The sequence below is a fragment of the Paenibacillus sp. IHB B 3415 genome (genome assembly GCF_000802655.2).
GTDB lineage: Bacteria > Bacillota > Bacilli > Paenibacillales > Paenibacillaceae > Paenibacillus_AQ > Paenibacillus_AQ phytohabitans.
Genome location: NZ_JUEI01000150.1, coordinates 1 through 6,421 on the forward strand (window position 1 = coordinate 1; position 6,421 = coordinate 6,421).

Annotated in this window: 7 protein-coding genes; all 7 read right to left on the reverse strand. The window is 47.1% G+C overall.

All coding sequences use genetic code 11. The features are described 5' to 3' along the window. The coding region (locus QW71_RS35465) for a family 43 glycosylhydrolase (RefSeq protein WP_039310517.1) at positions 1 to 298 on the reverse strand (298 nt) is incomplete at its 3' end. Between the two features lie 65 nt (positions 299 to 363). Next, positions 364 to 1,197: a carbohydrate ABC transporter permease gene (locus QW71_RS35470; RefSeq protein WP_039310519.1), complete on the reverse strand. Its 834-nt coding sequence runs from the start codon at positions 1,195 to 1,197 to the stop codon at positions 364 to 366. A gap of 1 nt (position 1,198) precedes the next feature. Beyond that, positions 1,199 to 2,092, reverse strand: coding sequence for a carbohydrate ABC transporter permease (locus QW71_RS35475; protein ID WP_039310521.1), 894 nt, complete (start codon positions 2,090 to 2,092; stop codon positions 1,199 to 1,201). 193 nt (positions 2,093 to 2,285) lie between these two features. Next, entirely contained in the window at positions 2,286 to 3,617 is a 1,332-nt protein-coding gene (locus tag QW71_RS35480; RefSeq protein ID WP_039310524.1) for an ABC transporter substrate-binding protein, read from the reverse strand. A 64-nt stretch (positions 3,618 to 3,681) separates the two neighbouring features. Then, positions 3,682 to 5,205 (reverse strand): alpha-N-arabinofuranosidase, encoded by a 1,524-nt coding sequence (locus tag QW71_RS35485; protein ID WP_039310532.1) that lies wholly within the window; start codon positions 5,203 to 5,205, stop codon positions 3,682 to 3,684. Between the two features lie 723 nt (positions 5,206 to 5,928). Next, entirely contained in the window at positions 5,929 to 6,075 is a 147-nt protein-coding gene (locus QW71_RS40290) for a hypothetical protein (protein WP_235441643.1), read from the reverse strand. Continuing rightward, the coding region (locus QW71_RS35490) for a family 43 glycosylhydrolase (protein WP_039310535.1) at positions 6,047 to 6,421 on the reverse strand (375 nt) is incomplete at its 5' end. The genes QW71_RS35490 and QW71_RS40290, both read right to left, overlap by 29 nt.

Consider the following 6,421-nt stretch of genomic DNA (forward strand, 5'->3'; position numbering starts at 1 on the left):
GCCCTTCCTTCGTTTCGGTGGTCCGGGCGGCAGCGAAATAAATATACCATTTGCCATCGATATAATGGATTTCGGGAGCCCAGATATTGGCACTGAGCGGGCCACTCTCATATTTGCGCCAGGCTACGACTGGTATTGCTTCTCTCAGCCCTTCAATTGTTGCAGCTCTGCGTACTTCAATCCGGTCATATTCCGGTACAGAAGCCGTGAAATAGTAATAGCCGTCTGTATGTTTGTACACCCAAGGGTCCGCCCTCTGCTCTACAAGCGGATTACTGTACTCTCTATTTATGCTCATCATGGTTTCTCCTTTAATCTGATCTTTTTATCTAAGAATTCATCTAAGAATATTACAGGCAAGCTTTACCCTTTTACTGCTCCTGCGGTCATCCCGTCGATGAAATACTTTTGGAAGGCCAGGAATAAGGCCAGAATGGGAAGAATGGAGAAAAAAGAGCCGACAATAAGTAAATCATAATTGTTGCCATATGGAGTCAGGAGTGTCTTGAGTCCGATAGGCAGGGTATATTTGTGCTCGCTGCTAAGCACCATGAACGGCCAGAGGAAGTTGTTCCAGCTGTTCATACCGTTCAGAATCGCCATCGCGGCGAATGAAGGCTTCATGATAGGCAGAATCAGGCGCAGATAAATCCCGTATTCACTGGCCCCGTCCACTCTGCCGGCAGCAATAATTTCCTTCGGAATTCCGCTTAAATATTGTCTGAAGAAGAAGATCGTCGCTGCACCGGCTACCCCGGGCAGAATAATTGCAGAGTAGCTGTTCATCAGCCCCATATTATTGGTCAAGGTATACAGAGGCAGCAGCAGAATCTCAAATGGAACCATCATAATAAGAAGCACACATATAAAAAGGAAGTTCTTCCCTCTGAATTCATATGCCGAGAAACCATAAGCCACTGTGGCACTTACCAGCAAGGTTAACGTTACCTGCACCAGCGTAAGCAGCACCGAATTAAAGAACCATGTAAAGTAGGCATGATCGCCTGTAAACAGGTACACAAAGTTATCGAAATTCATTACCGAAAGGTCGAACTTCAGATTCAGCCCATATCGGATCAAATCTTCACCAGGTTTGAAGGAGGCAATCGTTACTGCATAGAACGGTATCAGGATCAGGATGCATACCACCGTAAAGAAGGCAAAGAGGACGATTTTGATTGCAGTTTCTTTTTTCATCTTAATCCTCCTTCTTAAACATGCCGCTAAAGGCCAGTTGTGTCAGGTTGATCACCATAGTAATCAAGAGCAGCACAATACCCACCGCAGCCGCATATCCAAGATTGTTCTTTTCAATTCCCTGGCGGTACAGATACCCGACAATGGTAAGGCCTATATTCTTCGGGGAATTATTGCCGTTCCATAACATCATGCTCTCAATGAACATGGCCAGACCGGCGTAAATACTGATTGTCAGTACATATATGGTTGTAGGCTTCAATAAAGGCATAGTGATTCTTGTGAATTTCTGAAAAGCTGACGCTCCGTCAATCGATGCCGCTTCATAATAATCATCCGGAATATTCTTCAGGCCGGACAGAAAATACAGCATATTGACCCCCATCCATCTCCAGCTGGCCAAGGCGACCAGGGCGATAAATCCCGTGACCTGCCCCTTCAGAAATTTAACCGGCTCTACACCGAATACGCCCAGAAGGCTGTTGATCAGCGAGCCCTCCATTTCACCGAACATTAATCTGAAGATCGTACCGGCTACAACCACGGAAGTGAGTGCCGGAAAGAAGAAGGAGGATTTGAAGAATTCCCGTCCCCACATAAATTTATTGTTGATCAGGACCGCGAACAGCATTGGAAAAGGAATGAGAATAAGCAGTGTCAGGATCATATATACGCCGCTGTTGCGGACGGCTTTGAAGAAGATCGTGTCACTCATCAGCTTAGTGTAGTTGTCAATTCCTACCCACTGTGCCTCCTGGCCGAGTGTTACCTTTTGAAAACTCATACCGAACGAGCTAAGCAGGGGATATACCCAAAAGATGAGGAACACCAGCACAAAGGGCAGCACGAACACGTAAGGAGCGACCTTTTGCGAGTACAGAAAGTTTTTAAACATTGCTCTACTCCTTTCATGGTGGAACTTGGATAGTGCTTTAGTTCAAGTGGAAACGGCTTTGCTGTCCTCATAAGGACGGTATCGTTTCAGCGAGAAATAGAAGGATAAATTAAGGTGTGAAACATATAAATTCTTATATTTTTAAATAGAGCTACTCTGCCCGCAGAGTAGCTCTCCCAGTTTAACTATCCGGTTATTTCAACTCTTGTTCAATTTGAGCCTGTGCGTCATCGAGCGCCTTCTGTACATCCTTGCCGTCCTCGAAGATTTCATTTAGGGTAACTGTGCAAAGAACATTATTGATTGTCGGTGAAGCAGATGTGGATTTGATCAGCTGGATTTCGTCTTTAATTTCATTTAATACATCGAACGGGTTGTTGACAAAATACTTCACAAACTGATTCTCAGGATTATGAGTCACGTCTTTCATATCCCATACGCTCATATTGATCGGGTCAAAGCCGAGAGTGTTCCAGATTTCGATATTGGCATCCAGGGAAAGCTTCGCATAAGCAATGAAGTCTTTAGCCAGCTGTACATCTTTGGCTGTTTTGGTAACTACAGTACCGGTTCCGCCGCCGCCATACGATCTTGGCATCCCTTTCTCAAACACCGGAAGCGGAGCAATGGCAATCTTGCCCTGCAAGTCAGCCATGTAGTTGGTGTATCTCGACATTTGCCATAGCGGCATGAAGGCAGTTGCATAGTTACCGGAGTTGAATTCACCATAAGCTTCTTCTGTATCCGGCTGTCCTCCGGCGATGGTGGAGATTACATTGTTCTCCTGCAGATCCTTGAGCATGGTAAGGGCTTTCACCAGCTCCGGTGAATTCACCTTTGGATTGCCGGCTTCATCGGTGAGGTCAGAGCCTTGCTGTGCCAGAAGGAGCGATTCTTGCCAGATAGCGCTTGTGTCAGCGGTGCCCATGTATTTGCCGGTTTTTTCGTACACTTGCATGCCGGCTTTCTTGAAGTCGTCCCAGGTTACGATCGTCTTATAGTCGACTCCTGCCTGTTCGAGAATTTCCGTGTTATAAAAGGCAACGGTTGCCCCTACGTGAGTAGACAGGCCGTAGATATTACCTTCTTTGCTGTACAAATCCAGCTGGGATTGCACAACAGTACCCTTGAAAGGCTCAGCTACATCATTAAGCGGTTCCAGCTGTGGTGTTCCGGCGAGGAAGTCAGGAAATTTACCCAATTCAATATCGGCAATATCCGGTGCGCCTACGCCCGTCTGCACGGCAATCGATAACTTGTTGTGCATATCGTCATAAGGCATAACTGTAACATTCAGCTTGATCTGACGATCAGGATTGGCCGCATTCCATTTCTCTAGCATTTTCTCAAAATGCTGGCCGTGTAATTCAACGAATGTCCAGTAGGAGAGCTCAGTCGCACTCTCGCCGGCACCGGCATTAAGTACCGAACTTTCACCGCCCTCTTCCTTCGATGATCCTCCACAGCCCGCCAGGAATACTACCATAGCCACTACCATTAATGCGAGAAACCCCTTCTTCTTCATCCTTAAACCTCCCTTATTTGTGTAGAAAATATCAATTATATAAGAACTGCTTTTACAGTCCGGCTCACAAGCTTGCGCTTTTCTTCAGCCGGATAACGTTCCACGAAGCTTTGGAGAGAAGCGTGTCTACGTATCCATCCTTGCATACGGTACCGGCAGCCTGCACCGGCTGTACCTTCTGTTCTGCGGGCGTATTCACAGCTTTCAGGTCATCATGCTTCAGAACGATATGCTCAAGCAGGGTATACCCCTCGAAGCCCCGGATATCGGCCTTCAGGTGCAGGCCTTCCTCCAAATGACGGTTCACCGCAAAAATAGTCAGCTCCCCCTGCTCCTCATTATGTACAATCGCGCTGTCCAGGTAAGGAACATCAGTGTAATCCTGTGCATCGTATTTCGGTGAATTCACAATCGGCTGAAGCGAAACACCGCGTCCATATTTGGAAGCATGCAGATAAGGATAGAAGATGGTCTGCTTCCAGGCAGCACCGCCTGCTTCCGTCATTATTGGTGCAATTACATTGACAAGCTGAGCAAGACAAGCCATCTTCACCCGGTCTGCATGTCTCAGGAACGTAATCAGCATGCTGCCGACCAGCAGGGCATCCTCGAAGTTGTAATGATCCTCAAGCTGCGGCGGACCGATGGTCCATGGATCAATCTTCGTATCCGATTCGTTCGAGTGATACCAGACATTCCATTCGTCGAAGCTGAGATACATTGTCTTCTTGCTGCGTTTCTTGGCCTTGATATAGTCACAGGTGGCTGTGACCGTCTTGATGAAATGCTCCAGGTCCATGCTGCGTGCCAGGAAGTTAGCCGAATCGTTATCACGGTTGCCGTAATATTGATGCAATGACACATAATCGGCTACATCGTAGGTATGATCCAGAGTAACCGCTTCCCATTCAGGGAAAGTCGGCATCGCTGAGCTGGAGCTTCCGCAGGATACAAGCTCAATGTCCGGATCTACCAGGCGCATTGCCTTACCTGTCTCATAAGCCAGCCGTCCATATTCCACAGCTGTCTTCTGGCCGATCTGCCAGGGTCCATCCATTTCATTGCCCAGACACCAGGTCTTGATCTTATGAGCCTGCAGTGCCCCGTGGCTTCTCCGCAGGTCACTCCAGTACGTTCCTCCGGGATGATTGCAATATTCCAGCAGGTTACGCGCTGCATCTACTCCGCGTGTTCCGAGATTAACTGCCATCATGACCTCTGAACCCGCTTCTCTGGCCCAGTTCATGAATTCATTGGTACCTACCTCATTAGGCTCGACCGTCCTCCAGGCCAGTTCAAGACGTCTGGGACGCTGTTCAACCGGGCCTACACCATCCTCCCAATTGTAACCGGATACAAAATTCCCTCCGGGATATCGGATAATTGGCACATCCAGCTCCTTCACCAGTGATTTCACATCGTCTCTGAAGCCAGATGCGCCTGAAGTGGGATGTCCGGGCTCGTATATTCCGCCATAGACCGCCCGCCCCAGATGTTCTATGAATGAGCCGTAGATCCGCTTATCCACTTCAGCGATTACAAAGGATTTATCTACAATCAGCGTTGCCTTTAATGCCCCAGAAGTCATATCATCACCAACCGTTTCATATAATTGTGAAATAATTAGAAAACATTTGAATGTATTCGCTTACAGGTATAAAATAACATATGTAAAGACCTCTGTAAATATAAAATATAAAACTATTCATACATATTCAAACTAAAATCAATAAATGGCGTGTTTTCTGAAATTCAGATGCTTTTTATGGAATAAATCGGCTTTGTTCATTCAATAAAATATAAATCAAAAAGATATTTTAATTCATATTTAGCTTAATTTTAAATATAAACTACAAATAAAGGAAGAAATCTTTCCTTTTTAACTCAAAAGGTTTATAATTTTATAAAATAGTTTTTTTCAAACGACCTAACTGGAAGAATGTATCCTAAATAGGATTTACATTAAAGATCTGATGAGCGGGATTAATATTTTCAAGGCGCTCAGCTCCGAGACCCGGATCCAGATTCTGCAATTATCAGGCCGCCCCTACCTGCCGACTGGAAACTAAGGACAGCATCATCGGCGACTTCGACGAGCCGCATTACTTCGCTGAGTTCTACCTATTTCCGCAACGCCTACGCGAAGCGCCTGCTGTTCTATGAGTGAGATCAACAGCCGGTTTCATTGAGATTTCCTGCACAGCACAAAGAGTCCCGCTCCCCTATAAGGGTTGCGGGACTCTTTGCATATTAGCAGATTAGCAGGCCATTCCTTTGCCATTACGGCAGCGAGTTTATAAGAACCCGCTCTTTATTTCCCGCCGTCCTTCACCGGGATACCGAAATCCGGCGTACCGTCTTCATTCCAATGCAGGCGCTGGGCCCGGGTATGGCGGTTCGGATCGTAGAGCGGATCTCCGGTAATCTCCTTATAGTTGCGGGCATGGTAGATTAACACATCCTTCCGGCGTACCGTCTTCATTCCAATGCAGGCGCTGGGCCCGGGTATGGCGGTTCGGATCGTAGAGCGGATCTCCGGTAATCTCCTTATAGTTGCGGGCATGGTAGATTAACACATCCTCACCGTTCTCATCGACCGTGAAGCTGTTGTGCCCCGGGCCATATTGCCCGTTCTCCTCACTCGTCTTGAAGACCGGCTCAGGATGTTTGGTCCAGGAGGCGGCATCCAGCAGATCGCTGTTCTCATCGGCGGTGAGCAGTCCCATGCAGTAATTATAGTCGGTCGCACTGGCCGAGAAGCTCATGAAGATCTTGCCGTTACGCTTCAGAACAGCTGCGCCTTC